The organism is Pseudomonas sp. MS19, assembly GCF_013277615.1.
In the GTDB taxonomy this organism is placed as follows: Bacteria; Pseudomonadota; Gammaproteobacteria; order Pseudomonadales; family Pseudomonadaceae; genus Aquipseudomonas; species Aquipseudomonas marincola.
The window spans coordinates 17,806-38,228 of record NZ_VBTO01000006.1; the positions used below are offsets into that span (position 1 = coordinate 17,806).

Consider the following 20,423-nt stretch of genomic DNA (forward strand, 5'->3'; position numbering starts at 1 on the left):
TTTCTAGCGCTTCTAAACTTTGCGAGGGCTATATGGCTCGTACTACTCCGATTAACCGCTACCGTAACATTGGTATTGTCGCGCACGTTGATGCCGGCAAAACCACTACGACTGAGCGGGTTTTGTTTTACACCGGCGTAAACCACAAAATGGGCGAGGTGCATGATGGCGCCGCGACCATGGACTGGATGGCGCAGGAGCAGGAGCGTGGTATTACCATCACCTCCGCGGCAACCACTGCTTTCTGGCAGGGTTCCGAGAAGCAGTTCGATAAGTACCGCTTCAACATCATCGACACCCCCGGGCACGTTGACTTCACCATCGAAGTAGAGCGCTCGCTGCGCGTACTCGACGGCGCTGTTGTAGTGTTCTGTGGTACTTCGGGCGTTGAGCCGCAGTCGGAAACCGTATGGCGTCAAGCCAACAAGTACGGTGTTCCACGTCTTGTTTACGTAAACAAGATGGACCGTGCTGGTGCTAACTTCCTGCGCGTAATCGGCCAGATCAAAGCGCGCCTGGGTCATACCCCGGTGCCTATCCAGCTGGCTATCGGTTCGGAAGATAACTTCCAGGGTCAGATCGATCTGATCAAGATGAAGGCTATCTACTGGAACGACGACGACAAGGGCATGACTTTCCGCGAAGAAGAAATTCCAGCGGACATGCAGGACTTGGCGGACGAGTGGCGCAGCAACATGGTTGAAGCTGCCGCTGAAGCCTCTGAAGAGCTGATGAACAAGTATCTGGAAGGCGAAGAGCTGACCACTGCTGAAATCAAAGCAGCTCTGCGTCAGCGCACTATCGCTGGCGAAATCGTTCTGGCTGTTTGCGGTTCGTCGTTCAAGAACAAGGGTGTTCCTCTGGTTCTCGACGCCGTTATCGACTACCTGCCGGCTCCGGTTGATATTCCTGCGATCAAAGGCTCGGATATCGATGATGAAACCATCGAGATGGAGCGTCATGCAGATGATGCTGAACCGTTCTCGGCTCTGGCTTTCAAAATCGCTACCGACCCATTCGTGGGTACTCTGACGTTCGCTCGCGTTTACTCGGGTGTTCTGAGCTCCGGCGACGGCGTTCTGAACTCGGTTAAAGGCAAGAAAGAGCGCGTGGGTCGTATGGTGCAGATGCACGCAAACACCCGTGAAGAGATCAAAGAAGTACGCGCTGGCGACATCGCTGCTCTGATCGGCATGAAGGACGTTACCACTGGTGACACTCTGTGCTCGCAAGAGAAGCCAATCATCCTCGTTCGTATGGACTTCCCAGAGCCGGTAATCTCGGTTGCTGTTGAGCCTAAGACCAAGGATGACCAGGAAAAAATGGGTATCGCTCTGGGCAAACTCGCTCAGGAAGATCCATCTTTCCGCGTTAAGACAGATGAAGAGACTGGTCAGACGATCATCTCCGGCATGGGCGAGTTGCACCTCGACATCCTCGTAGACCGTATGCGTCGCGAGTTCAACGTCGAAGCCAACATCGGTAAGCCGCAGGTTTCGTACCGTGAGAAGATCACCAAGTCTTGCGAAATCGAAGGCAAATTCGTACGTCAGTCTGGCGGCCGTGGCCAGTTCGGTCATTGCTGGGTTCGTTTTGCTCCGGCAGACGAAGGTCAGGAAGGCTTGCAGTTTGTCAACGAGGTAGTAGGTGGTGTGATTCCTAAGGAATACATCCCGGCTATTCAGAAAGGCATCGAAGAGCAGATGAAGAACGGTGTTGTTGCCGGCTATCCGCTCATCGGCCTGAAGGCTACTGTGTTCGATGGTTCTTACCATGACGTCGACTCCAACGAGATGGCGTTCAAGGTTGCTGCCTCCATGGCTACCAAGCAGCTGTCCCAGAAGGGCGGTGCTGTTGTGCTTGAGCCGGTAATGAAAGTGGAAGTAGTTACACCTGAGGACTACATGGGTGACGTGATGGGTGACCTGAACCGTCGTCGTGGTCTGATTCAAGGTATGGAAGATACGGTCTCTGGCAAGGTTATCCGCGCTGAAGTACCGTTGGGTGAAATGTTCGGTTATGCGACCGACGTTCGTTCCATGTCTCAGGGTCGCGCGAGCTACTCCATGGAATTTTCTAAATACTCTGAGGCTCCGTCGAATATCGTCGAAGCTATCGTTAAGAAAGGCTAATTCAGCCCTTTAGGCTAGAGGATCACTGTCGTGGCTAAAGAAAAATTTGATCGTTCCAAACCACACGTAAACGTCGGCACTATCGGCCACGTTGACCATGGTAAAACTACTCTGACTGCTGCACTGACCAAGGTTTGTGCTGAAGCATTCGGTGGTGCAGTTCGTGACTTCGCTCAGATCGACAGCGCGCCGGAAGAAAAAGCTCGTGGTATCACGATCAACACTTCCCACGTTGAATACGATTCGACCATTCGTCACTACGCGCACGTTGACTGCCCAGGCCACGCTGACTATGTGAAGAACATGATCACTGGTGCTGCTCAGATGGACGGCGCTATCCTGGTTTGCTCGGCCGCTGATGGTCCGATGCCGCAAACTCGTGAGCACATCCTCCTGTCCCGTCAGGTTGGCGTTCCGTACATCGTTGTCTTCCTGAACAAGGCTGACATGGTAGACGACGCTGAGCTGCTGGAACTGGTTGAGATGGAAGTTCGTGACCTGCTGTCGACTTACGACTTCCCGGGCGACGACACTCCGATCATCATCGGTTCGGCTCTGATGGCTCTGAACGGCCAAGACGACAACGAAATGGGCACCACTGCCGTTCGTAAGCTCGTTGAGACTCTGGATACTTACATTCCTGAGCCTGTTCGTGTTATCGACAAGCCATTCCTGATGCCAGTGGAAGACGTATTCTCGATCTCTGGTCGCGGTACTGTTGTAACTGGTCGTATTGAGCGTGGCATTATCCGCGTTCAGGAAGAAGTGGAAATCGTTGGTCTGCGTGACACCACCAAGACTATCTGTACTGGTGTTGAAATGTTCCGCAAGCTGCTCGACGAAGGTCGTGCTGGCGAGAACTGCGGTATCCTGCTGCGCGGCACCAAGCGTGACGACGTAGAGCGTGGCCAGATCCTGTGCAAGCCAGGCAGCGTTAAGCCGCACACCAAGTTCGAAGGCGAAGTGTACGTTCTGTCGAAAGAAGAGGGTGGTCGTCACACTCCTTTCTTCAAGGGCTACCGTCCGCAGTTCTACTTCCGTACTACGGACGTAACTGGTAACTGCGAACTGCCGGAAGGCGTTGAAATGGTAATGCCGGGCGACAACGTGAAAATGGTTGTTACCCTGATCAAGTCGATCGCCATGGAAGATGGTCTGCGCTTCGCAATTCGCGAAGGCGGCCGTACCGTTGGTGCTGGCGTGGTTGCCAAGATCATCGAGTAATCGATTGATCGAGTAAAAGAAGCTCCCGCTTGCGGGGGCTTTTTTTATTGGGTTGACACTAGCTTGACGCGTCTATAGAATTGCGCCTCCTTTTAACGGGCGTTCTGCGCTCGTTGGGAATCGCAGCTTGGAATCTGAGGTCAAAATGCAAAACCAACAAATCCGTATTCGGTTGAAGGCTTTTGACCATCGCCTGATCGATCAATCAACCCAGGAAATCGTGGAAACCGCGAAACGTACTGGTGCTCAGGTGCGTGGTCCGATTCCACTGCCAACTCGCAAAGAGCGGTTCACAGTTCTTACTTCTCCGCACGTCAACAAAGACGCGCGCGATCAGTTTGAAATTCGGACCCATAAGCGTGTACTGGACATCGTCCAGCCAACGGATAAAACCGTTGATGCGCTGATGAAGCTCGACCTTGCGGCTGGCGTGGAAGTGCAGATCAGCCTCGGCTAAGACTTGGGTCTTAGTCGTGTAACGCTCTGAAATGGGCGGCCATAGCGGGTGAAAGCCCCGTACACTCATGAGGTTTACAACATGACTATTGGTGTAGTCGGTCGTAAATGCGGTATGACCCGTATTTTCACCGAAGAAGGTGTCTCCATTCCGGTTACGGTCATTGAGATCGAACCGAATCGCGTCACCCAGTTCAAAACTGAGGAAACCGACGGCTATCGTGCAGTGCAAGTCACTGTAGGTGAGCGTCGTGCCTCGCGTGTCAGCAAGGCTCAAGCCGGTCACTTCGCTAAGGCGAACGTCGCGGCAGGTCGTGGTGTCTGGGAATTCCGTCTTGAAGAAGGCGACTACTCAGCTGGCGACTTGATCAACGCTGAAATTTTCCAAGCTGGACAGATGGTCGATGTGACCGGTCAGTCCAAAGGTAAAGGCTTTGCCGGTACCATCAAGCGTTGGAACTTCCGCGGCCAAGACAACACTCACGGTAACTCCGTGTCCCACCGTGTTCCGGGTTCGATTGGCCAGTGCCAAACTCCGGGTCGCGTATTCAAGGGCAAAAAAATGTCCGGTCACATGGGTGCTGAGCGTGTGACGGTACAGTCCCTGGAAGTTGTGCGCGTCGACGCTGAACGCAACCTGCTGTTGGTCAAAGGCGCTGTTCCTGGCGCGACTGGCGGTAACTTGGTTGTGCGTCCAGCAGCTAAGACTCGCGGTTAAGGGGAAGCTGACATGCAATTAAATGTAAATGGCGCTCAAGCGATCGAAGTATCCGAAGCAACTTTCGGTGGCGATTACAACGAGACCCTGGTTCACCAAGCAGTTGTGGCCTACATGGCCGGCGGCCGTCAAGGCAGCAAGCAGCAGAAGACTCGTTCTGATGTGTCGGGCGGCGGTAAGCGTCCATGGCGTCAGAAGGGTACTGGCCGCGCTCGTGCCGGTACCACTCGTGGTCCAATCTGGCGTGGTGGTGGTGTGACATTCGCGGCACGTCCGCAGAATCACGACCAAAAGCTGAACAAGAAGATGTATCGCGCTGCGATCCGTTCGATTCTTGCTGAGCTGGTCCGCACCGATCGCCTGGTCGTAGTTGAAGACTTCGCTGTCGAAGCTCCGAAGACTAAAGATCTGCTGGGCAAGCTGAATGGCATGGGTCTGACTGATGTCCTGATCGTGTCTGATGCAATTGATCAAAATCTGTACCTGGCTGCACGTAACCTGCCGCACGTCGATGTTCGTGACGTACAGGGTTCCGATCCGGTCAGTCTGATCGCGTATGAAAAGGTACTGGTTACCGTTTCTGCCGTGAAGAAATTCGAGGAGATGCTGGGATGAACCAGGAACGCGTATTTAAAGTGCTGCTGGGTCCGCACATCTCTGAGAAAGCCACACTACTGGCCGATAAGAAAAGCCAGTTCGTATTCAAGGTTGCAACCGATGCAACCAAGCTGGAAATCAAGAAGGCCGTCGAAAGCCTGTTCAGCGTGAAGGTTGAGCGTGTTACTACTCAGAACGTTCTGGGTAAGAGCAAGCGCACCGCTCGCGGTCTGGGCAAGCGTAACGACTGGAAGAAAGCGATCATCTCGCTTCAGCCAGGCCAAGATCTCGATTTCGCCAGCAGTGCTGAGTAAGGAAGGGGTGCATCATGGCAATCGTTAAATGCAAACCGACTTCCGCTGGCCGCCGTTTTGTGGTCAAGGTGGTCAATCAGGAGCTGCACAAAGGCGCTCCGTACGCTCCGCTGCTTGAGAAGAAGTCGAAGTCTGGCGGTCGTAACAACAATGGTCGCATCACTACCCGTCATATCGGTGGTGGTCACAAGCAGCATTACCGCTTGGTCGATTTCCGTCGCAACGACAAAGATGGCATTCCAGCCACTGTCGAGCGTATTGAATACGATCCGAACCGTACCGCACACATCGCCCTGCTGATGTACGCAGACGGCGAGCGTCGCTACATCATCGCCCCCAAAGGCGTGAGTGCTGGCGATCAGCTGGTAGCTGGCATCATGGCTCCGATCAAACCAGGTAACAGCCTGCAACTGCGTAACATTCCAGTTGGTAGCACTGTTCACGGTATCGAGCTGAAGCCAGGCAAAGGTGCTCAGATCGCTCGTTCCGCTGGCGCTTCGGCTCAGCTGATCGCTCGTGAAGGCGTCTATGTGACTCTGCGTCTGCGTTCCGGTGAGATGCGTAAAGTTCTGGCCGAGTGCCGTGCGACTTTGGGCGAAGTTTCGAACTCCGAGCACAGCCTGCGTTCGCTGGGTAAAGCTGGTGCTAAGCGCTGGCGTGGCGTTCGCCCGACCGTTCGTGGTGTTGCCATGAACCCGGTCGACCACCCACACGGTGGTGGTGAAGGTCGTACCTCAGGTGGTCGTCATCCGGTGTCTCCATGGGGCTTCCCGACTAAGGGTGCTAAGACTCGTGGAAACAAGCGCACCGATAATATGATCGTCCGTCGTCGCAAGTAAATAGAGGGATACGACAGTGCCACGTTCTCTGAAAAAAGGTCCTTTTATTGATCTTCACCTACTGAAGAAGATCGAAGTGGCGGTGGAAAAGAACGATCGCAAGCCAGTTAAAACCTGGTCGCGTCGCTCGATGATCCTGCCGCAAATGGTCGGTCTGACCATTGCTGTACATAACGGCCGTCAGCATGTCCCAGTTCTTGTGAACGAAGACATGGTCGGTCACAAACTCGGCGAGTTTGCTGGTACCCGCACTTATCGTGGGCACGTAGCAGACAAGAAAGCCAAGCGTTAAGGGGTTAGGAAATGGAAGTAGCCGCTAAGTTGTCGGGCGCTCGAATCTCCGCCCAAAAAGCCCGCTTGGTCGCCGACCAGATCCGCGGGAAAAAGGTGGGCGAAGCGCTCAACCTGTTGGCTTTCAGCAGCAAGAAAGCCGCCGAGATCATGAAGAAAGTGCTGGAGTCGGCTGTAGCCAACGCCGAGCACAACGAAGGCGCAGACGTTGATGACTTGAAGGTCAGCACTGTTTTCGTCAACGAAGGGCGTTCGCTGAAGCGAATCATGCCGCGAGCCAAAGGCCGCGCTGATCGCATCGTCAAGCGGTCTTGCCATATCACTGTCAAGGTTGCGGACAAGTAACGGAGTCGATCAGATGGGTCAGAAAGTACATCCCATTGGCATTCGCCTGGGAATCGTCAAGGAGCACACCTCCGTCTGGTACGCAGACGGTCGGACTTATGCGGACTATTTGTTCGCTGATCTGAAAGTGCGTGAGTACCTCCAAGACAAACTAAAAAGCGCGTCCGTAAGCCGTATCGACATTGCTCGTCCGGCTCAGACTGCACGTATCACCATTCACACTGCTCGTCCCGGTATCGTTATCGGTAAGAAAGGTGAAGATGTTGAGAAACTGCGTCAGGACCTGACCAAGCAAATGGGTGTGCCTGTGCACATCAATATCGAAGAGATCCGCAAGCCGGAACTCGACGGTATGCTGGTTGCGCAGAGCGTAGCTCAGCAGCTGGAGCGTCGTGTGATGTTCCGTCGCGCTATGAAGCGCGCTGTACAAAACGCCATGCGTATTGGTGCCAAGGGCATCAAAATCCAAGTGAGCGGTCGTCTCGGTGGTGCAGAAATCGCACGTACTGAATGGTATCGCGAAGGTCGTGTGCCGTTGCACACCCTGCGTGCCGATATCGACTATGCCACGTACGAAGCGCACACCACTTATGGTGTGATCGGTGTCAAGGTTTGGATCTTCAAAGGCGAAGTAATTGGTGGTCGCCACGAAGAACTGAAACCACAAGCACCTGCGCCTCGTAAAAAAGCTGCTAAGTAAGGGGTACGCCAAATGTTACAACCAAAGCGTACGAAGTTCCGTAAGCAGATGACCGGCCACAACCGTGGCTTGGCTCAGCGCGGTAGCAAAGTCAGCTTCGGCGAATTCGCCTTGAAGTCTGTTGCCCGCGGTCGTCTTACCGCCCGTCAGATCGAGTCCGCTCGTCGTGCTCTGACTCGTCACGTTAAGCGTGGCGGGAAGATCTGGATTCGCGTTTTCCCGGACAAACCAGTTACCAAGAAGCCTCTCGAAGTGCGGATGGGTAAAGGGAAGGGTGGCGTCGAATATTGGGTAGCCCAGATTCAGCCAGGCAAAGTCCTGTATGAAATCGAAGGCGTTTCCGAAGAGTTGGCGCGTGAGGCATTTGCCTTGGCTGCTGCAAAGCTGCCACTCGCTACCACTTTTGTTAAGCGGACGGTGATGTGATGAAGGCGAATGAACTTCGTGAAAAATCAGCACAGCAGCTGAACGAGCAACTGCTCGGCCTGCTGCGCGACCAGTTCAATCTGCGTATGCAGAAAGCAACTGGCCAGTTGGGGCAGTCTCACCTGCTCTCGCAAGTTAAGCGCGACATCGCTCGTGTGAAAACTGTGCTCAACCAGCAGGCAGGTAAGTGATCATGGCTGAAGCCGAAAAAACAGTCCGTACGCTGACCGGCCGTGTTGTCAGCGACAAGATGGACAAGACCATCACCGTATTGATCGAGCGTCGCGTTAAGCACCCGATCTACGGTAAATACGTTAAGCGTTCGACCAAGCTGCACGCGCATGACGAAAACAATCAGTGCCACATCGGCGACAAAGTTTCGATTCGTGAAACTCGCCCTGTAGCCAAGACTAAGTCTTGGGCTCTGGTTGAAGTCATCGAACGCGCAGTGGAAGTCTAAGGACTAGGGGTCGGAGAAATTATATGATTCAGACTCAATCCATGCTCGACGTTGCTGACAACAGTGGCGCACGTCGCGTTATGTGTATCAAGGTGCTGGGCGGCTCACACCGTCGTTATGCTGGCATCGGTGACATCATCAAGGTTACCGTTAAGGAAGCAATTCCGCGCGGTAAAGTGAAGAAGGGCCAGGTAATGACTGCTGTTGTAGTCCGTACCCGTCACGGCGTTCGTCGTCCTGATGGCTCGATCATTCGCTTCGATGGCAACGCTGCTGTTCTGTTGAACAACAAGCAAGAGCCTATCGGTACCCGTATCTTTGGGCCCGTGACTCGCGAACTTCGTACTGAGAAGTTCATGAAGATCGTCTCGCTCGCCCCTGAAGTGCTTTAAGGAGATCCGACATGCAAAAGATTCGTCGTGACGACGAGATCATCGTGATCGCCGGCAAAGACAAAGGTAAGCGCGGTAAGGTGCTCAAGGTTCTCGCTGACGACCGTTTGGTCGTTGGTGGGATCAACCTGGTTAAGCGTCATACCAAGCCGAACCCGATGTCGGGCGTTCAAGGCGGTATCGTCGAAAAAGAAGCGCCATTGCACGCTTCTAACGTGGCCATTTTCAATGGCGAAACCAACAAAGCAGATCGCGTTGGTTTCAAAGTTGAAGACGGTAAAAAAATTCGTGTCTTCAAGTCGACCCAAAAAGCGGTTGATGCTTGAACACTGCTAGGTAGAAGACCATGGCACGACTAAAAGAGATTTATCGGAAGGAAATTGCGCCCAAGCTGAAGGAAGAACTGAAGCTTGAGAACGTGATGGAAGTTCCGCGTATCACCAAGATCACCCTTAACATGGGCCTGGGCGAAGCAATCGGTGACAAGAAGATCATCGAGCACGCTGTTGCCGACCTGGAAAAGATCACCGGTCAGAAAGTCGTTGTGACTCATGCCCGTAAGTCGATTGCAGGCTTCAAGGTTCGTGAAGGCTGGCCGATTGGCGTTAAAGTAACTCTGCGCCGTGAGCGTATGTACGAGTTCCTGGATCGTCTGCTGTCTATCTCCCTGCCGCGCGTGCGTGACTTCCGCGGCCTGAATGCCAAGTCGTTCGACGGCCGTGGCAACTACAGCATGGGCGTTAAAGAGCAGATCATCTTCCCGGAAATCGACTACGACAAAATCGATGCCCTCCGCGGTCTGGATATTACCCTGACCACTACTGCTCGGACGGATGATGAAGGTCGCGCATTGCTGCGTGCTTTCAAATTCCCGTTCCGCAACTGATAGGAGCTGGATCATGGCCAAAATGAGCATGAGAAACCGTGAGCTGAAGCGTCAGCAAACGGTTGCCAAGTACGCCAAGAAGCGTGCTGAGCTGAAAGCAATCATCGTCGATCAGGAAGCATCTCCTGAAGCACGTTGGGAAGCTTCGGTGGCACTGCAAAAGCAGCCACGTGACGCAAGCGCTTCGCGTCTGCGTAATCGTTGCCGCATCACAGGTCGTCCGCACGGTGTATTCCGTAAGTTCGGTCTGTCGCGCATCAAGCTGCGTGAAGCAGCTATGCGTGGCGACGTACCAGGTCTGCGTAAAGCAAGCTGGTAAATCGTTGCGTACTGTATGGCCGATGCCTCCGTGCGTCGGCTTTACAGACAAGCAAAATGAATCAAGCCCCTATTGGGGCTTGATTCATTTCTGCACAGTCTCTAGAATGTTCGGCTCGCCTGAGCCTGGGTTTCCCCAGGATGTATGGCGACTCTAGCCGAAAGGCTGTCTATCTATGTACCAGGAGCGTCTAGCCCATGAGTATGCAGGACCCGTTAGCGGACATGCTAACTCGTATCCGTAATGCCCAGATGGCTGAAAAGTCCGTCGTAAGCATGCCATCTTCTACCTTGAAGGTAGCCGTAGCCAAAGTCCTGAAGGACGAAGGTTATGTTGCGGATTATCAGATTAGCGGCGAAGCAAAGCCGCAGCTGTCCATCGAGCTGAAATATTTCGAAGGCCGTCCGGTCATCGAAGAAGTAAAACGCGCTAGCCGTCCAGGTCTGCGCCAGTACAAGTCCGTCGATGATCTGCCGAAAGTTCGTGGCGGTCTTGGCGTATCCATCGTCTCCACCAACAAAGGTGTGATGACGGATCGTGCTGCACGCGCTGCCGGTGTCGGTGGTGAAGTGCTATGTACAGTGTTCTAAGGGGGGATAAGCATGTCTCGCGTTGCTAAGAACCCCGTCAAGCTGCCTTCTGGTGTAGAGATCAAACTCGCCGGCCAGCAGCTCTCGGTGAAAGGTGCTAAAGGCACTTTGGAACTGAATGTTCATTCGTCCGTTGAAGTGGTCCAGGAATCCGGTGAGCTGCGTTTTGCCGCTCGTAACGGCGACCAGCAGACTCGCGCAATGGCCGGTACCACTCGTGCGTTGGTTAACAACATGGTAATCGGCGTCAGCGAAGGCTTCGAGCGCAAGCTCCAGTTGGTCGGTGTTGGTTATAAGGCTCAAGCTAAAGGACAAATCCTGTCCCTGGCTCTGGGTTTTTCCCACCCAATTGACTACGAATTGCCGCAAGGCGTTACCGCCGAAACCCCTAGCCAGACAGACATCCTGCTCAAGGGCGTCGACAAACAACTGGTTGGTCAGGTAGCTGCGGAGATTCGTGACTTCCGTCGTCCTGAACCTTACAAGGGCAAAGGTGTTCGTTACGCTGACGAAGTCGTCCGCCGTAAAGAAGCCAAGAAGAAGTAGGGCTAGCAAATGACCGACAAAAACGTTACTCGACTGCGCCGCGCTCGCAAAGCACGTCTGAAAATGCACGAACTCGAAGTCGTGCGTCTCTGCGTGTATCGCTCTTCGCAGCACATCTATGCCCAGGTCATTTCGGCCGACGGCAGCAAGGTTCTGGCCAGCGCCTCAACCTTGGACAAAGCACTGCGTGATGGCGCCACTGGCAACATCGACGCAGCCAAGAAAGTTGGTGAGCTGGTTGCCGAGCGCGCGAAAGCCGCTGGTGTAACTCAGGTTGCATTCGACCGTTCTGGCTTCAAGTACCACGGCCGCGTTAAGGCGCTGGCTGATGCTGCTCGTGAAGGCGGGCTGGAGTTCTAAGTTATGTCAAATAACGACCAAAAGCGCGACGAAGGCTACATCGAGAAATTGGTGCAGGTTAACCGTGTAGCTAAAACCGTTAAGGGTGGCCGCATCTTCACTTTCACCGCGTTGACCGTGGTTGGTGATGGTAAAGGTCGCGTAGGTTTCGGCCGTGGTAAATCCCGCGAAGTTCCTGCTGCCATTCAAAAGGCGATGGAAGCTGCGCGTCGCAACATGATCACCGTTGATCTGAACGGTACTACTCTGCAGTACGCGATGAAAGCTGCTCATGGCGCCTCCAAGGTGTACATGCAGCCTGCTTCTGAAGGTACCGGTATCATCGCTGGCGGCGCTATGCGTGCTGTTCTCGAAGTTGCTGGTGTGCAGAACGTTCTGGCCAAGTGCTACGGCTCGACTAACCCGGTAAACGTGGTTCACGCTACGTTCAAGGGTCTGCGTGCTATGCAGTCTCCGGACTCCGTTGCGGCCAAGCGTGGCAAGAGCGTCGAGGAGATTCTCTAATCATGGCTAATACCGTTAAAGTCACGCTGATCAAAAGCGTGAACGGCCGTCTGGCTAATCACAAAGCCTGCGTCAAGGGTCTCGGCCTGCGTCGCATCAATCACACCGTTGAAGTTCTGGATACTCCGGAAAATCGCGGCATGATGAACAAGGCTTATTACCTTCTCCGTGTGGAGGGTTAATTATGTACCTGAATGATTTGAGTCCTGCGCCGGGTTCCCGTCGTGAGAAGCACCGTCCGGGTCGTGGTATCGGTAGTGGTTTGGGTAAGACTGGTGGCCGCGGCCACAAAGGTCAAACCTCCCGCTCCGGTGGTTCCATTGCTCCGGGTTTTGAAGGCGGCCAGCAGCCACTGCACCGTCGTCTTCCTAAGTTTGGTTTCGTTTCTTTGAAGGCTATGGATCGCGCTGAAGTGCGTACTTCCGAGCTGAACAAGATCGAAGGCGACGTAGTTACTCTGCAGGCGCTGAAGGATGCTGACCTGATTAATCAAAACGTACAGCGTGTAAAAGTCATGCTGTCCGGCGAGATTACTCGTGCAGTCACCCTTAAAGGTATCGCCGCCACCAAAGGTGCGCGCGCGGCTATCGAAGCAGCTGGCGGTAAGTTCGAGGAATAAATGGCTAAGCAAGGTGCTCTCTCAGCGCTCAGCAATGGCGGGTTATCCGAGCTCTGGGCTCGTCTGCGCTTTCTGTTCATGGCGATTATCGTCTATCGGATAGGCGCACACATCCCTGTGCCCGGTATCAACCCTGATCGGCTGGCGGACCTGTTTCGACAGAATGAGGGGACCATTCTTAGCTTGTTCAACATGTTTTCCGGCGGTGCGCTGGAGCGCATGAGCATTTTTGCACTGGGGATCATGCCGTACATTTCGGCGTCGATCATCATGCAGCTCATGAGCGCTGTCAGCCCGCAGTTGGAGCAGTTGAAGAAGGAAGGTGAGGCTGGTCGTCGTAAGATCAGCCAGTACACCCGCTACGGCACTCTCGTCCTGGCATTCGTTCAAGCTATCGGCATGTCCGTTGGTTTGGCGAGTCAGGGCGTCGCGTTCGCTGATGGCTTTAGCTTCTACTTTGTAGCGGTCACTACGTTCGTCGCAGGCGCGATGTTCATGATGTGGCTGGGCGAGCAAATCACCGAGCGTGGTGTTGGCAACGGTATTTCGATGCTGATTTTTGCAGGCATCGTAGCCGGTCTGCCGCGGGCGATTGGGCAGTCTTTCGAGTCTGCTCGTCAGGGCGATATCAATATTTTCGCCCTTGTCGCCATCGGTCTGCTGGCAGTAGCGATCATCGGTTTTGTGGTGTTCATTGAGCGTGGTCAGCGTCGCATTGCGGTGCACTACGCCAAGCGTCAGCAGGGCCGTAAGGTCTTTGCCGCGCAGACTAGCCACTTGCCGCTGAAGGTGAACATGGCGGGGGTTATCCCGGCTATTTTCGCTAGCAGCCTTCTGTTGTTCCCGGCATCGCTGGGGTCCTGGTTTGGTCAGTCCGAAGGTATGGGCTGGCTGCAGGATATTTCACAGGCTATCGCTCCTGGTCAGCCGTTGAACATTTTGCTGTTTAGTGCAGGGATCGTTTTCTTCTGCTTCTTCTACACAGCATTGATGTTCAATCCGAAAGACGTAGCGGAAAACCTGAAGAAGTCCGGTGCCTTTATTCCAGGCATCCGTCCAGGTGAGCAGTCGGCACGTTACATTGATAGCGTTCTGACTCGTTTGACCCTGTTCGGTGCTCTGTACATGACGGCCGTGTGCCTGCTGCCCCAGTTCCTGGTGGTTGCGGCAAACGTTCCGTTCTACCTTGGCGGGACCTCGTTGCTGATCGTGGTAGTGGTTGTTATGGACTTTATGTCCCAAGTACAATCGCACCTCGTTTCACACCAGTACGAATCCCTGATGAAGAAAGCCAACCTGAAGGGCTACGGCAGCGGTATGCTCCGCTAATGTGTCCATAAGGTTCGAGGAGTTGGTGATGAAAGTTCGTGCATCAGTGAAAAAGCTGTGCCGTAACTGCAAAATTATTCGTCGCGAAGGTGTCGTGCGAGTGATCTGCAGCGCGGAACCGCGTCACAAACAGCGCCAAGGCTGAGTGTGATTGTTGCGTAATAAGCCCGGCAGCTAGTGCGCTGCCGGGTTGATTATTTGTTTCTACAGCGTTAATATCTCGCGCCCTTATTCTTGGCTTCCGGGGCGTAGGTAGCTGTCAATTGGAGTTCCACTGAATGGCCCGTATTGCAGGCGTAAACATTCCGGATAACAAACACACTGTTATCTCGCTGACCTACATCTTTGGTGTTGGTCGCACTACTGCACAGAAAATCTGTGCTGCGACCGGGGTTAACCCGGCTGCAAAGATAAAAGATCTCTCTGACGAGCAGATCGAGCAGCTGCGTGGCGAAGTTGCCAAGGTGAATACCGAAGGCGACCTGCGTCGTGAAGTGAACATGAAAATCAAGCGCTTGATGGATCTGGGTTGCTATCGCGGCCTGCGTCATCGTCGCGGTCTTCCGGTTCGCGGTCAGCGTACCAAGACCAACGCGCGTACCCGTAAGGGCCCGCGTAAGCCGATCCGCAAGTAATCGCATTAGCGAATCGACAGGAATTTAATCATGGCTAAACCTGCTGCTCGTACTCGTAAGAAAGTCAAAAAGACGGTGGTTGATGGCATCGCCCATATCCACGCTTCTTTTAACAACACAATCGTGACCATTACTGACCGTCAGGGCAACGCTCTGTCTTGGGCTACCTCCGGTGGTTCAGGTTTCCGCGGTTCACGTAAGAGCACTCCGTTTGCTGCCCAGGTGGCTGCAGAACGTGCTGGTCAAGCTGCGCTGGAATACGGCCTGAAGAACCTCGACGTTAACGTCAAAGGTCCAGGTCCCGGCCGTGAGTCCGCTGTCCGTGCATTGAACGGCTGCGGTTACAAGATCGCCAGCATCACCGATGTGACGCCCATCCCGCACAACGGATGCCGTCCTTCGAAGAAGCGTCGCGTGTAATCAGGAGACAGTGAGAAATGGCTCGTTACATTGGTCCCAAATGCAAACTGTCTCGTCGTGAAGGCACTGATCTTTTCCTGAAGAGTGGCGTACGCGCTCTGGAATCGAAGTGCAACATCGAAGCAGCCCCAGGTATCCACGGTCAGCGCCGTAGCCGTCAGTCTGACTACGGCACTCAGCTGCGTGAGAAGCAAAAAGTTCGTCGTATCTATGGCGTACTTGAGCGTCAGTTCAGCGGTTATTACAAAGAAGCAGCCGGCAAGAAAGGCGCTACTGGTGAGAACCTTCTGCAGCTGCTCGAGTGCCGTCTGGATAACGTTGTTTACCGTATGGGCTACGGCGCTACCCGCGCTGAATCCCGTCAGCTGGTATCGCACAAGGCGATCAGCGTAAACGGTAAGACTGTAAACGTTCCGTCTTTCCAGGTTAAAGCTGGTGACGTCGTTGCAGTACGTGAGAAATCGAAGAATCAGCTGCGTATTGTTCAAGCTCTTGAACTGTGTGCACAGCGCGGCCGCGTTGAATGGGTAGAAGTAGACACCGCAAACAAGTCTGGCGTTTTCAAAGCCGTTCCTGTTCGTAGTGACCTCTCCGCTGACATCAACGAAAGCCTGATTGTCGAGCTCTACTCCAAGTAAGGGCTAGAAAATAGGTGTATCCATGCAGATTTCGGTAAATGAGTTCCTGACCCCCCGCCATATTGATGTGCAGGTGGTCAGTCCGACCCGCGCCAAGATCACTCTCGAGCCTCTCGAGCGTGGCTTTGGCCATACCCTGGGCAATGCGTTGCGTCGCATCTTGTTGTCCTCCATGCCTGGCTGTGCAGTAGTCGAGGCCGAGATTGATGGTGTGCTCCACGAGTACAGCGCAATCGAAGGTGTTCAGGAAGACGTAATTGAAATCCTGCTCAACCTTAAAGGTCTGGCTGTTAAGCTGCATGGCCGTGACGAAGTGACACTGACTCTGGCGAAAAAGGGCTCGGGCGTAGTTACCGCTGCCGATATTCAGCTGGATCATGATGTTGAAATCGTTAATGGCGACCACGTGATTGCCAACCTGGCCAGCAATGGCGCGCTGAACATGAAGCTCACCGTAGCTCGTGGTCGCGGCTATGAGCCAGCAGACAGCCGTCAGAGCGATGAAGACGAAAGCCGCAGCATTGGTCGCTTGCAGCTTGACGCTTCGTTCAGCCCTGTTCGTCGCATCTCATACGTGGTGGAAAACGCTCGTGTTGAGCAGCGTACCAACTTGGACAAGCTGGTCATCGACCTGGAGACCAACGGTACTCTGGACCCTGAAGAGGCCATTCGTCGTGCCGCTACCATTCTGCAGCAGCAGTTGGCAGCGTTCGTCGACCTCAAAGGCGACAGCGAACCTGTTGTGATCGAACAAGAAGACGAGATCGATCCGATCCTGCTTCGCCCAGTAGATGACCTGGAATTGACCGTACGTTCGGCTAACTGCCTCAAGGCAGAAAACATCTACTACATTGGTGATCTGATTCAGCGCACCGAAGTAGAGCTGTTGAAAACCCCGAACCTGGGCAAGAAATCCCTGACTGAAATCAAGGATGTTCTGGCTTCTCGCGGTCTGTCCCTCGGTATGCGCCTCGACAACTGGCCGCCGGCAAGTCTGAAGAAAGACGATAAGGCGACTGCCTGATCGTCATCATCACCGAACGTGAGTTTGGTAAGGAATTGAACCATGCGTCATCGTAAAAGTGGCCGTCACCTCAGCCGCACTAGCGCTCACCGCAAGGCCATGTTTCAAAACATGGCGGTATCGCTGTTCGAGCACGAGCTGATCAAAACTACTCTTCCGAAAGCTAAAGAGCTGCGCCGCGTTGCCGAGCCGCTGATCACTTTGGCTAAAGAAGACAGCGTTGCTAACCGCCGTCTGGCCTTCGACCGTACTCGTTCGAAAGCCATCGTTGGTAAGCTGTTTAACGATCTGGGCAAGCGCTACGCCACCCGTCAGGGCGGTTACCTGCGTATTCTCAAGTGCGGTTTCCGCGCTGGCGATAATGCTCCGATGGCTTACGTAGAACTGGTTGACCGTCCGGTCGGTGGTTCTGTAGAAGCTGCTGAGTAAGCTGTAGATCATCGAAAGAGCCGGGCTTTTAGCCCGGCTTTTTTGTTTTTGAAGTGGAGATTATTCCGCACGTCGTGTTTGATATTGTGTGCGGGAACAAGCTCGGGTATGGTGCAGCCCGAACTTGAAACGCCGTATTCGGCCCCCATAAGAAAAAGCACATCATGCCCGAACCTTCTGCTTTAAGCCTTATCCCTCCCGCGGTCGTGCTGGTCCTGGCCATTTGGCTGCGCCGCCCGATCTTCGCCCTCATCATTGGTGCAGTGGCCGGTCTTCTGCTGATATCCCCTGAGCAAGCGCTGGGTAATTTTTCCGACATTTCCCTCAAGGTGATGCAGGACGAAACCATTGGCTGGTTGATCCTGGTCTGCGGCAGCTTTGGTGCCCTTATCGCCTTGTTGGTTCGCACTGGCGGTGCATTGGCATTCGGTCGTTCAGCGCTGAAGCTGTGCAAGGGACGTCGTTCCTCCTTGCTGATGACCTGCGTATTGGGCTTGGTGATCTTTATCGATGATTACCTCAATGCGCTGACCGTCGGCGAGACCATGAAGCGTGTAACTGACCGCTTCAAGATTTCCCGCGAGATGCTCGCCTATGTGGTGGATTCCACTGCAGCACCGGTCTGCGTGCTGGTTCCGTTGTCGACCTGGGCTGTGTTCTTTGGCGGCCTGCTCGAAAGCAATGGCGTTGCCGATGCCGGTCAAGGTGTGTCGGTTTACATGCAAGCCATCCCTTACATGTTCTACGCTTGGCTATCTGTAATTCTGGTGATTCTGGTGTGCATGGGCGTGGTCCCGGCTTTCGGTCCGATGCGCAAAGCTGAGAATCTCGCCCGCCACGGCTCTGCCGGTGCCATGCACGTTGGCGAGTTCGCGCCTGAGCACAACTACTCTATGAAGGCTGTTGAAGCCGAGATGGAGCACGCCGATAAAGAGGGTGGCAAACTCTATAACTTCCTCGCGCCGCTGTTGTTCCTCGTGGCGGCTACCGTCTACTTCGACATCGATGTGTGGAAAGGCATGCTGGCCACTTTGGTTTTCATCGTGCCGTTCTATCTGATCCAGCGCCTGATGCCGATGTCCGAAATGTTCGAAGAGATGATGGATGGTTTCAAAACCATGCTTCCGGCGATCGGCACTGTAATCGCTGCCTTCGTGTTTAAAGAAGTCTGTGATCAGTTGCATCTTTCCCTGTACGTGATCGACTCGCTCAAGCCATACATGACCCCGCAAATGATGCCGGCAATCGTCTTCCTGTCGATGGCTATTCTGGCGTTCGCTACTGGCTCGTCCTGGGGCATCTTTGCCGTGACGATTCCGATCGTAATGCCATTGGCTCATGCGCTGGATGCTGACATCCCGCTGGTTTTGGGTGCCTTGCTCTCTGCCTCTGCTTTCGGCAGCCAGGCGTGCTTCTACAGCGATTCGACCGTACTGGCGGCGCAAGGCTCGGGTTGTGACCTGATTAGCCACGCGGTGACTCAGTTGCCTTATGCGCTGATTGCAGCCTCCCTGGCCTTTGTCGGCTTTTTGCTGATGGCCTGATACTGCGCTGTACTCCAAAAAAACGGGCCGAGTGCCCGTTTTTTTGTGTCGCTAACTAATGGAGTTCGATAGTTAAAAGCTAATGATGCGTTGGGTTTAATAAATTAGTGCCGCGACTGGTTTGTACTTATTCTTGGTTCATCGCTGGTTAGCCAGCAATAAGTCGCAAACAAGGAGCGATGCCATGACCTACAAGACCATTCAGACCACCAGTGCCGGTAACCCGATTGCCGATAACCAGAACTCACTGAGTGCGGGTCCGCGCGGCCCCTTGTTGCTTCAGGACTATCAGTTGATCGAAAAACTCGCTCATCAGAACCGTGAGCGTATCCCTGAGCGTGTTGTGCACGCCAAGGGCTGGGGCGCGTTCGGTACGCTTACTGTTACTCACGATATCAGCCAATACACCAAAGCCAAACTGTTCGCTGAAGTTGGCAGTAAAACCCAGATGCTCGCACGTTTCTCGACTGTAGCGGGCGAGCAGGGCGCAGCAGACGCCGAGCGCGATGTACGCGGCTTCGCCTTGAAGTTCTACACCGATGAAGGCAACTGGGATCTGGTGGGGAATAACACGCCGGTGTTCTTCGTGCGTGACCCGCTTAAATTCCCGGATTTTATCCACACCCAGAAGCGTCACCCAAAAACCAATCTGCGCTCGCCGACCGCCATGTGGGACTTCTGGTCGTTGTCGCCTGAAAGCCTGCACCAGGTGACGATTTTGATGTCGGATCGCGGCCTGCCAACCGACGTGCGCCACATTAACGGCTACGGTTCGCATACCTACAGCATGCTCAACGCTGAAAACCAGCGGGTGTGGGTCAAGTTCCACTTCAAAACCTTGCAAGGCCACAAGCACTGGACCAATGCCGAGGCGAGCACAGTGGTCGGCAACAGCCGCGAAACCACACAGGAAGACCTGTTCTACAGCATCGAGAAGGGTGACTTCCCGAAATGGCGTATGTGTATTCAGGTGATGACCGAGGAGCAAGCGAAGCACACCTCGTTCAATCCGTTCGATCTGACCAAGGTCTGGCCGCATGGCGAGTTTCCACTGATCGAAGTCGGCATCATGGAGCTCAACCGTAACCCGGAAAACTATTTCGCCGAGATCGAGCAAGCCGCCTTCTCGCCTTCGAACATCATCCCTGGCATTGGTTTCTCGCCAGACAAGATGCTCCAGGCCCGGGTGTTCTCCTATGCCGATGCGCACCGCTACCGTTTGGGTACGCATTACGAAGCGTTGCCGGTGAACGCGCCGAAGCACCCGGTGCACCATTACCACAAGGACGGCGCCATGCGCTTTATGCCGAACAATCCTAATGCGGATGCCTACTACGAGCCGAACTCGTTCAACGGCCCGGTCGAGGCGCCTGAATATGCCGAGCCGCCGCTGCCACTCGAGGGTGATGCTGACCGCTTCAACCATCGCGAAGGTAACGATGATTACAGCCAGCCGCGGGCGCTGTTCGCCTTGTTTGATGATGCGCAGAAGCAACGCTTGTTCAGCAATATCGCCGGCGCGATGGCCGGAGTGCCTGAGTTCATTGTCGAGCGGCAACTGGCTCACTTCGACCTTGTGCATGCCGACTACGGCAATGGCGTTCGGGCCGCACTAAAAGCCAATAAGTAAACTATGCTTCAGTGAGCGCCCCCGTTATGGGGGCGTTTTGCTTGACCCAACCGGCT

32 protein-coding genes are annotated in these 20,423 nt (G+C 54.2%); all 32 read left to right on the forward strand.

The annotated features are described in order from the left end of the window. Window positions 1-32: 32 nt before the first annotated feature. The 32 genes from fusA (at window position 33) to FEZ62_RS05620 (ending at window position 20,367) form a co-directional block, all read left to right on the forward strand. On the forward strand, window positions 33-2,132 hold the full coding sequence (gene fusA / locus FEZ62_RS05465) for an elongation factor G (protein WP_172927093.1): 2,100 nt from the start codon (window positions 33-35) through the stop codon (window positions 2,130-2,132). 30 nt (window positions 2,133-2,162) lie between these two features. Next, complete coding sequence (tuf, locus tag FEZ62_RS05470) at window positions 2,163-3,356, forward strand: elongation factor Tu (protein WP_172927094.1); 1,194 nt, start codon at window positions 2,163-2,165, stop codon at window positions 3,354-3,356. Window positions 3,357-3,501: 145 nt separating this feature from the next. Beyond that, on the forward strand, window positions 3,502-3,813 hold the full coding sequence (gene rpsJ, locus FEZ62_RS05475) for a 30S ribosomal protein S10 (RefSeq protein ID WP_010486970.1): 312 nt from the start codon (window positions 3,502-3,504) through the stop codon (window positions 3,811-3,813). An 81-nt stretch (window positions 3,814-3,894) separates the two neighbouring features. Continuing rightward, window positions 3,895-4,530 (forward strand): 50S ribosomal protein L3, encoded by a 636-nt coding sequence (gene rplC, locus FEZ62_RS05480; protein WP_069901954.1) that lies wholly within the window; start codon window positions 3,895-3,897, stop codon window positions 4,528-4,530. Between the two features lie 12 nt (window positions 4,531-4,542). Beyond that, a complete protein-coding gene (rplD, locus tag FEZ62_RS05485) occupies window positions 4,543-5,145 on the forward strand; it encodes a 50S ribosomal protein L4 (protein ID WP_010486975.1) in 603 nt (200 codons plus the stop codon). Next, window positions 5,142-5,441, forward strand: coding sequence for a 50S ribosomal protein L23 (gene rplW, locus FEZ62_RS05490; RefSeq protein ID WP_069901955.1), 300 nt, complete (start codon window positions 5,142-5,144; stop codon window positions 5,439-5,441). Before rplD ends, rplW begins: the two co-directional genes overlap by 4 nt. Window positions 5,442-5,455: 14 nt before the next feature. After that, complete coding sequence (gene rplB / locus FEZ62_RS05495; RefSeq protein ID WP_069901956.1) at window positions 5,456-6,280, forward strand: 50S ribosomal protein L2; 825 nt, start codon at window positions 5,456-5,458, stop codon at window positions 6,278-6,280. Between the two features lie 16 nt (window positions 6,281-6,296). Further along, a complete protein-coding gene (rpsS, locus tag FEZ62_RS05500) occupies window positions 6,297-6,572 on the forward strand; it encodes a 30S ribosomal protein S19 (RefSeq protein WP_010486981.1) in 276 nt (91 codons plus the stop codon). An 11-nt stretch (window positions 6,573-6,583) separates the two neighbouring features. Further along, complete coding sequence (gene rplV / locus FEZ62_RS05505; protein WP_003103908.1) at window positions 6,584-6,916, forward strand: 50S ribosomal protein L22; 333 nt, start codon at window positions 6,584-6,586, stop codon at window positions 6,914-6,916. A 13-nt stretch (window positions 6,917-6,929) separates the two neighbouring features. Further along, window positions 6,930-7,616, forward strand: coding sequence for a 30S ribosomal protein S3 (rpsC, locus tag FEZ62_RS05510; protein WP_010486985.1), 687 nt, complete (start codon window positions 6,930-6,932; stop codon window positions 7,614-7,616). A gap of 12 nt (window positions 7,617-7,628) precedes the next feature. After that, window positions 7,629-8,042: a 50S ribosomal protein L16 gene (gene rplP, locus FEZ62_RS05515; protein WP_003243901.1), complete on the forward strand. Its 414-nt coding sequence runs from the start codon at window positions 7,629-7,631 to the stop codon at window positions 8,040-8,042. After that, window positions 8,042-8,233 carry a 50S ribosomal protein L29 gene (gene rpmC / locus FEZ62_RS05520; RefSeq protein WP_002555481.1) on the forward strand — a complete coding sequence of 64 codons (192 nt, stop codon included), beginning with the start codon at window positions 8,042-8,044 and terminating at the stop codon, window positions 8,231-8,233. The genes rplP and rpmC overlap by 1 nt, the downstream gene beginning before the upstream one ends. 2 nt (window positions 8,234-8,235) lie before the next feature. Beyond that, a complete protein-coding gene (gene rpsQ, locus FEZ62_RS05525) occupies window positions 8,236-8,502 on the forward strand; it encodes a 30S ribosomal protein S17 (RefSeq protein WP_069902144.1) in 267 nt (88 codons plus the stop codon). Between the two features lie 23 nt (window positions 8,503-8,525). Continuing rightward, window positions 8,526-8,894 (forward strand): 50S ribosomal protein L14, encoded by a 369-nt coding sequence (gene rplN, locus FEZ62_RS05530; protein WP_003281831.1) that lies wholly within the window; start codon window positions 8,526-8,528, stop codon window positions 8,892-8,894. Window positions 8,895-8,905: 11 nt separating this feature from the next. Beyond that, entirely contained in the window at window positions 8,906-9,220 is a 315-nt protein-coding gene (rplX, locus tag FEZ62_RS05535; RefSeq protein ID WP_009397501.1) for a 50S ribosomal protein L24, read from the forward strand. Window positions 9,221-9,240: 20 nt separating this feature from the next. Continuing rightward, entirely contained in the window at window positions 9,241-9,780 is a 540-nt protein-coding gene (rplE, locus tag FEZ62_RS05540) for a 50S ribosomal protein L5 (protein ID WP_069901957.1), read from the forward strand. 13 nt (window positions 9,781-9,793) lie between these two features. Then, on the forward strand, window positions 9,794-10,099 hold the full coding sequence (gene rpsN, locus FEZ62_RS05545; protein WP_069901958.1) for a 30S ribosomal protein S14: 306 nt from the start codon (window positions 9,794-9,796) through the stop codon (window positions 10,097-10,099). 197 nt (window positions 10,100-10,296) lie between these two features. Beyond that, the gene (gene rpsH / locus FEZ62_RS05550; protein WP_069901959.1) at window positions 10,297-10,689 is read left to right on the forward strand and encodes a 30S ribosomal protein S8; all 393 of its coding nucleotides are present in this window, start codon (window positions 10,297-10,299) and stop codon (window positions 10,687-10,689) included. Window positions 10,690-10,701: 12 nt separating this feature from the next. Further along, window positions 10,702-11,235: a 50S ribosomal protein L6 gene (rplF, locus tag FEZ62_RS05555; protein ID WP_069901960.1), complete on the forward strand. Its 534-nt coding sequence runs from the start codon at window positions 10,702-10,704 to the stop codon at window positions 11,233-11,235. Window positions 11,236-11,244: 9 nt separating this feature from the next. Beyond that, window positions 11,245-11,595: a 50S ribosomal protein L18 gene (gene rplR, locus FEZ62_RS05560; RefSeq protein WP_069901961.1), complete on the forward strand. Its 351-nt coding sequence runs from the start codon at window positions 11,245-11,247 to the stop codon at window positions 11,593-11,595. A gap of 3 nt (window positions 11,596-11,598) precedes the next feature. Beyond that, window positions 11,599-12,099 carry a 30S ribosomal protein S5 gene (rpsE, locus tag FEZ62_RS05565; protein WP_069901962.1) on the forward strand — a complete coding sequence of 167 codons (501 nt, stop codon included), beginning with the start codon at window positions 11,599-11,601 and terminating at the stop codon, window positions 12,097-12,099. Window positions 12,100-12,101: 2 nt separating this feature from the next. Further along, window positions 12,102-12,281, forward strand: coding sequence for a 50S ribosomal protein L30 (gene rpmD / locus FEZ62_RS05570; protein ID WP_010487007.1), 180 nt, complete (start codon window positions 12,102-12,104; stop codon window positions 12,279-12,281). A gap of 2 nt (window positions 12,282-12,283) precedes the next feature. After that, a complete protein-coding gene (rplO, locus tag FEZ62_RS05575) occupies window positions 12,284-12,718 on the forward strand; it encodes a 50S ribosomal protein L15 (protein ID WP_069901963.1) in 435 nt (144 codons plus the stop codon). Continuing rightward, the gene (secY, locus tag FEZ62_RS05580; protein ID WP_069901964.1) at window positions 12,719-14,047 is read left to right on the forward strand and encodes a preprotein translocase subunit SecY; all 1,329 of its coding nucleotides are present in this window, start codon (window positions 12,719-12,721) and stop codon (window positions 14,045-14,047) included. 28 nt (window positions 14,048-14,075) lie between these two features. After that, on the forward strand, window positions 14,076-14,192 hold the full coding sequence (gene rpmJ / locus FEZ62_RS05585; RefSeq protein WP_002555468.1) for a 50S ribosomal protein L36: 117 nt from the start codon (window positions 14,076-14,078) through the stop codon (window positions 14,190-14,192). Window positions 14,193-14,325: 133 nt separating this feature from the next. Continuing rightward, the gene (gene rpsM / locus FEZ62_RS05590) at window positions 14,326-14,682 is read left to right on the forward strand and encodes a 30S ribosomal protein S13 (RefSeq protein ID WP_010487012.1); all 357 of its coding nucleotides are present in this window, start codon (window positions 14,326-14,328) and stop codon (window positions 14,680-14,682) included. A 30-nt stretch (window positions 14,683-14,712) separates the two neighbouring features. Continuing rightward, a complete protein-coding gene (gene rpsK / locus FEZ62_RS05595; RefSeq protein WP_013789773.1) occupies window positions 14,713-15,102 on the forward strand; it encodes a 30S ribosomal protein S11 in 390 nt (129 codons plus the stop codon). A 17-nt stretch (window positions 15,103-15,119) separates the two neighbouring features. Continuing rightward, window positions 15,120-15,740 carry a 30S ribosomal protein S4 gene (gene rpsD / locus FEZ62_RS05600; RefSeq protein ID WP_069901965.1) on the forward strand — a complete coding sequence of 207 codons (621 nt, stop codon included), beginning with the start codon at window positions 15,120-15,122 and terminating at the stop codon, window positions 15,738-15,740. 22 nt (window positions 15,741-15,762) lie between these two features. Beyond that, window positions 15,763-16,764 carry a DNA-directed RNA polymerase subunit alpha gene (rpoA, locus tag FEZ62_RS05605; protein WP_069901966.1) on the forward strand — a complete coding sequence of 334 codons (1,002 nt, stop codon included), beginning with the start codon at window positions 15,763-15,765 and terminating at the stop codon, window positions 16,762-16,764. A 42-nt stretch (window positions 16,765-16,806) separates the two neighbouring features. Continuing rightward, window positions 16,807-17,193 (forward strand): 50S ribosomal protein L17, encoded by a 387-nt coding sequence (rplQ, locus tag FEZ62_RS05610; RefSeq protein ID WP_069901967.1) that lies wholly within the window; start codon window positions 16,807-16,809, stop codon window positions 17,191-17,193. A gap of 164 nt (window positions 17,194-17,357) precedes the next feature. Beyond that, entirely contained in the window at window positions 17,358-18,737 is a 1,380-nt protein-coding gene (locus tag FEZ62_RS05615) for a Na+/H+ antiporter NhaC family protein (protein WP_069901968.1), read from the forward strand. A 184-nt stretch (window positions 18,738-18,921) separates the two neighbouring features. Next, entirely contained in the window at window positions 18,922-20,367 is a 1,446-nt protein-coding gene (locus tag FEZ62_RS05620) for a catalase (RefSeq protein ID WP_172927095.1), read from the forward strand. Window positions 20,368-20,423: the final 56 nt, after the last annotated feature.

What these genes read in the sequence shown, in the direction of transcription:
- rplO (WP_069901963.1), top strand. Translation starts at nt 12,284, where the DNA reads ATGTACCTGAATGATTTGAGTCCTGCGCCGGGTTCCCGTCGTGAGAAG.
- rpoA (WP_069901966.1), top strand. Translation starts at nt 15,763, where the DNA reads ATGCAGATTTCGGTAAATGAGTTCCTGACCCCCCGCCATATTGATGTG.
- rpsM (WP_010487012.1), top strand. Translation starts at nt 14,326, where the DNA reads ATGGCCCGTATTGCAGGCGTAAACATTCCGGATAACAAACACACTGTT.
- rplQ (WP_069901967.1), top strand. Translation starts at nt 16,807, where the DNA reads ATGCGTCATCGTAAAAGTGGCCGTCACCTCAGCCGCACTAGCGCTCAC.
- rpsJ (WP_010486970.1), top strand. Translation starts at nt 3,502, where the DNA reads ATGCAAAACCAACAAATCCGTATTCGGTTGAAGGCTTTTGACCATCGC.
- rplX (WP_009397501.1), top strand. Translation starts at nt 8,906, where the DNA reads ATGCAAAAGATTCGTCGTGACGACGAGATCATCGTGATCGCCGGCAAA.
- rpsQ (WP_069902144.1), top strand. Translation starts at nt 8,236, where the DNA reads ATGGCTGAAGCCGAAAAAACAGTCCGTACGCTGACCGGCCGTGTTGTC.
- fusA (WP_172927093.1), top strand. Translation starts at nt 33, where the DNA reads ATGGCTCGTACTACTCCGATTAACCGCTACCGTAACATTGGTATTGTC.
- rpmJ (WP_002555468.1), top strand. Translation starts at nt 14,076, where the DNA reads ATGAAAGTTCGTGCATCAGTGAAAAAGCTGTGCCGTAACTGCAAAATT.
- FEZ62_RS05615 (WP_069901968.1), top strand. Translation starts at nt 17,358, where the DNA reads ATGCCCGAACCTTCTGCTTTAAGCCTTATCCCTCCCGCGGTCGTGCTG.
- FEZ62_RS05620 (WP_172927095.1), top strand. Translation starts at nt 18,922, where the DNA reads ATGACCTACAAGACCATTCAGACCACCAGTGCCGGTAACCCGATTGCC.
- rplW (WP_069901955.1), top strand. Translation starts at nt 5,142, where the DNA reads ATGAACCAGGAACGCGTATTTAAAGTGCTGCTGGGTCCGCACATCTCT.
- rpsN (WP_069901958.1), top strand. Translation starts at nt 9,794, where the DNA reads ATGGCCAAAATGAGCATGAGAAACCGTGAGCTGAAGCGTCAGCAAACG.
- rplR (WP_069901961.1), top strand. Translation starts at nt 11,245, where the DNA reads ATGACCGACAAAAACGTTACTCGACTGCGCCGCGCTCGCAAAGCACGT.
- rplD (WP_010486975.1), top strand. Translation starts at nt 4,543, where the DNA reads ATGCAATTAAATGTAAATGGCGCTCAAGCGATCGAAGTATCCGAAGCA.
- rpsC (WP_010486985.1), top strand. Translation starts at nt 6,930, where the DNA reads ATGGGTCAGAAAGTACATCCCATTGGCATTCGCCTGGGAATCGTCAAG.
- rpsE (WP_069901962.1), top strand. Translation starts at nt 11,599, where the DNA reads ATGTCAAATAACGACCAAAAGCGCGACGAAGGCTACATCGAGAAATTG.
- rplN (WP_003281831.1), top strand. Translation starts at nt 8,526, where the DNA reads ATGATTCAGACTCAATCCATGCTCGACGTTGCTGACAACAGTGGCGCA.
- rplP (WP_003243901.1), top strand. Translation starts at nt 7,629, where the DNA reads ATGTTACAACCAAAGCGTACGAAGTTCCGTAAGCAGATGACCGGCCAC.
- rpsH (WP_069901959.1), top strand. Translation starts at nt 10,297, where the DNA reads ATGAGTATGCAGGACCCGTTAGCGGACATGCTAACTCGTATCCGTAAT.
- rplF (WP_069901960.1), top strand. Translation starts at nt 10,702, where the DNA reads ATGTCTCGCGTTGCTAAGAACCCCGTCAAGCTGCCTTCTGGTGTAGAG.
- secY (WP_069901964.1), top strand. Translation starts at nt 12,719, where the DNA reads ATGGCTAAGCAAGGTGCTCTCTCAGCGCTCAGCAATGGCGGGTTATCC.
- rplC (WP_069901954.1), top strand. Translation starts at nt 3,895, where the DNA reads ATGACTATTGGTGTAGTCGGTCGTAAATGCGGTATGACCCGTATTTTC.
- rpmC (WP_002555481.1), top strand. Translation starts at nt 8,042, where the DNA reads ATGAAGGCGAATGAACTTCGTGAAAAATCAGCACAGCAGCTGAACGAG.
- rplE (WP_069901957.1), top strand. Translation starts at nt 9,241, where the DNA reads ATGGCACGACTAAAAGAGATTTATCGGAAGGAAATTGCGCCCAAGCTG.
- rplV (WP_003103908.1), top strand. Translation starts at nt 6,584, where the DNA reads ATGGAAGTAGCCGCTAAGTTGTCGGGCGCTCGAATCTCCGCCCAAAAA.
- rpmD (WP_010487007.1), top strand. Translation starts at nt 12,102, where the DNA reads ATGGCTAATACCGTTAAAGTCACGCTGATCAAAAGCGTGAACGGCCGT.
- rpsK (WP_013789773.1), top strand. Translation starts at nt 14,713, where the DNA reads ATGGCTAAACCTGCTGCTCGTACTCGTAAGAAAGTCAAAAAGACGGTG.
- rplB (WP_069901956.1), top strand. Translation starts at nt 5,456, where the DNA reads ATGGCAATCGTTAAATGCAAACCGACTTCCGCTGGCCGCCGTTTTGTG.
- rpsD (WP_069901965.1), top strand. Translation starts at nt 15,120, where the DNA reads ATGGCTCGTTACATTGGTCCCAAATGCAAACTGTCTCGTCGTGAAGGC.